General features: G+C 57.8%; 3 protein-coding genes. 2 read left to right on the top strand and 1 reads right to left on the bottom strand.

The features are described 5' to 3' along the window. Positions 1 to 1,684, top strand: a 1,684-nt coding sequence (locus tag VL688_12190; GenBank protein HTL48810.1) for a DUF2079 domain-containing protein, incomplete at its 5' end; no start/stop codon positions are given. Positions 1,685 to 1,763: 79 nt separating this feature from the next. After that, positions 1,764 to 2,801, top strand: a complete 1,038-nt coding sequence (locus tag VL688_12185) for a methyltransferase domain-containing protein (GenBank protein HTL48809.1) — start codon at positions 1,764 to 1,766, stop codon at positions 2,799 to 2,801. A 61-nt stretch (positions 2,802 to 2,862) separates the two neighbouring features. On the opposite strand, the gene VL688_12180 is transcribed toward VL688_12185, so the two are convergent. Continuing rightward, positions 2,863 to 3,093: hypothetical protein (locus VL688_12180; GenBank protein ID HTL48808.1), on the bottom strand; the 231-nt coding region annotated here is incomplete at its 5' end.

Raw genomic sequence — 3,093 nt, 5'->3', positions numbered from 1 at the left:
GGGGCCGGCATGTCCTGAGTTCATGAGCGGCGCCCCTCCGGCTCTCCGCAGCAGCGCTTCCACCTCAGGCCGCTTTCGCCTTCTCGATCTTACGCTCACCGTTGTTTTTTTAGTCTGCGCTTTCGGAATCCTCACCAATTTTATTCCACTGATTCCCTTCGGCATCGTCCACGACTTCACCTCAAAGAAATCCTGCACCAAGATCATGCGGCTGTGCGTCCTGGTTTTTGCGGGCTTCCTGGGGATCGCCTATGCTCTCGAACGCCGCGAATTCGACCGCTTCCTGCTCGTCCGCGCCGTGCGTGAAGCGGCGGGAAATCATGCCAAGCTGTCCCTGGCCTTGATGACCGCGGGATTTACGGGGTCCCTGATCGCCGCGGGCCTTATCCGTCATGCGGCACTCGAGTCCCGCGGCTTTGACCTGGGGATTTTTGCTCAGGCGCTCTGGAACACCGTCCACGGGCTTCCCCAATATTCGTCCCTGAAAGGCGGCATCAGCCTGCTGGGCGACCATGTGAGCTTTCTCCTCTTCCCTCTGTCGCCGCTTTATTCGCTGTGGCCTGACCCGCAAAACCTGATTATCCTTCAGGCGCTCATGACGGCCGCGTGCCTGCCGCTGATCGCCGCCTTCACCCGCGAGGAAACGGGGGACTGGACCGCCGCCCTCGCGTTCGTGCTTGCGTTCTGTTTTTACCTTCCCGTGCGAAGCCCCATTCATGAAGATTTTCATCCGGAAATCCTCGTCAAGCCGTTTATGATCGCGGCTTTCATGCTGCTGAAAAAAAACAGAACCCTTCCTTTTTTGCTCTGCCTGGCCGTCATTGCCAGCGCCAAAGAAAACATGCTGCTCATCCCGTTCATCTTCGGCGTCTACGCGTTTCTTTTTCTGAAAAAGCGGGGGCTCGGCCTCGTGCTGATGATTGTTTCGGCCCTGCTGCTGGTCTGGGAAGTCAAATGGGTCGTGCCGTATTTCAGCGGGCACGCCTCGCTGTACGAAGGGTCCTACAAGCATCTGGATTCCTGGCGCGCATGGCTTGGATTTTTATTCCGCAGCGATGTCTTGTCCTATGCCGCGAAGATTTTTTCGCCTTTTTTGTTTTTGTCTTTCCTTCACCCGACGATCCTTCTGACCTTGCCTACCTTTGCTCAGAACGTCCTTTCCCGGAACGAGACCTACATGTCGCTCAATTACCATTACACGGCCGGCCTCTCTCTTTTTGTCGTCATCTCCGCGGTTTACGGCTATAAAAATCTCCTGCGCCGCCCCGTGCTGCAAGCCAACAGGAACTGGATCCTGTTTGCGCTCCTCGCTGTGGCGGTGCTGCGCTCCGGCCCGTCGGAAGCTTTTTTCATGTGGGAGTCTTCCCAGGGGCTGACGGCGCATAACGCCGTGGTCCGCGGGCAGCTCCGCGCGCTTCCCAGCGCATCTTCGGTCCTGACTCACAACAATTTCATCGCGCAGACGCCGAATCACAAAGAGGTCTGGCAATTCGACTATAATGGGGAACCCTCGAAAGCCGAACAGGCGCGCCGCCTGAAGCCGGACTTCGTGGTCTGGGACGAGAGTTTTTGGGAGCCCGGCACGCGGCCCGCAGGCGAGGAGCGTCCGCAGATGACGGCGCTCGGCTATGAACCGCAGTTTGAAAGCGAAGGGTTTGCCCTCTGGCGCCGTAAGCCCGGCTAAACCAAAAGATTTTGCAGGACAACGGCCTTGTTTGCGGGTACCATGGCTGCACGCCCCCCCCAAAGCGAGTTTACCGTCGATGAAAAAAGATTTAGCGTCCCTGCTGAAATGCCCGGCGTGCGGGCAATCCTCCTGGCGTTTTTCCCAAACGCGTGAAGACGCGCGCGAAATCCGTGAAGGCTCCCTGGCCTGCGAAAGCTGCGGCGCCGTCTATTCGATCCTGGACGGCATTCTCGATATGCTCGGAGAGCTGGCCCCTGAAGTGGCTCATGAAAAAAAGCACGCCGAAGCGCACAGCTACCTGAGAACCGCGAACGCCGAATATCCGATCAATCGTGAGACCCTCGAGCGTTTCCGCAGCGTTTTTCTTTCGCTCCCGGCCGGTGATGGCAGCGACCTTTTCAAGCCCGGCGGCAGCTTCGACAATCAGGGCGGCAATGCCGAACGTTTTTTCAAGACGCTCGAATTCATGAAGCTGACCGGCGAAGAAACGATCCTGGAAGTCGGCGCCAGTTTCGGCTGGGCATCGTGGCGTTTTGCGCAGAAGGGCTGCCGCGTGGTGGCGCTGGAAGTTTCAAACTACCTTCAGGCCGCGGACCTTTATTTCGATGCCGACGGCGCTTATTTCGACCGGCTGATGGGGGACATGAACCGGCTTCCGTTCGCGGACCAGTCGTTCGACATTATTTTTTCTCACTCGGTCATCCATCACTGCAAAGATCTCAAGACGCTATTTTCGGAATTCGCGCGCGTCCTCCGGCCGGGCGGCCGAGTTGTGGCGCTGCACGAATGCGCGTTCGGCATTTTCGAGGACAAGTCCGGAAAGGCGCTGCAGGAAGCTATCGATGAAGGCTTCAATGAAAACGCGTACACGCTCCCGCAATGGTGCCGCGGCGCCAAAGACGGCGGATTCCGCAGCGTGAAGCTGCACTTTTTTTCCTTCATTGACGATTACGTTTATCGCAAAAATCTCCGGGGCAGCCGCGACACGTGGAAGCTCCGCCTCGCCCAGCGCATCCAGGCGATGCCGGCACTCCATGGCCTTTTGAACGGGCTCAGCGCGATTCCGCGTATCCTGCTCCGCCCCAAAGCCTGGATGATGACCGCTTACCGTTAAAATTCCTGCCATGGACAGAATCGTCCTGCGCGGAACTTTCCCTTTTTGAATTTTAAATGGATCAGCTTTTCAGCGCGGCCAGCGATTCCTGGCGCGGCGACGGGCGGGAACCCGGATTGTATTTCGGGGAGCGGCGGTGCATCCAGAAGCGGAAGGCATCCACGAGAGCATGCCCCATGATCTTCATGTTGAGGGAAGACTTGCCCCATTTGCGGCCGCGGTGGTTGGAGGGGACTTCCTTGATCTTGAAGCCCAGGTCATGGGCCTTGATGATGATTTCCGGAAGCATGAA

It is taken from the genome of Verrucomicrobiia bacterium, from assembly GCA_035495615.1.
GTDB lineage: Bacteria > Omnitrophota > Omnitrophia > Omnitrophales > Aquincolibacteriaceae > DATJFP01.
Note: the sequence above shows the minus strand (reverse complement) of the source record. Positions and strands in the feature narration are given on the sequence as shown.

Coding starts and splice junctions, on each gene's coding strand:
- VL688_12185 (HTL48809.1), top strand. CDS start 1,764: ATGAAAAAAGATTTAGCGTCCCTGCTGAAATGCCCGGCGTGCGGGCAA.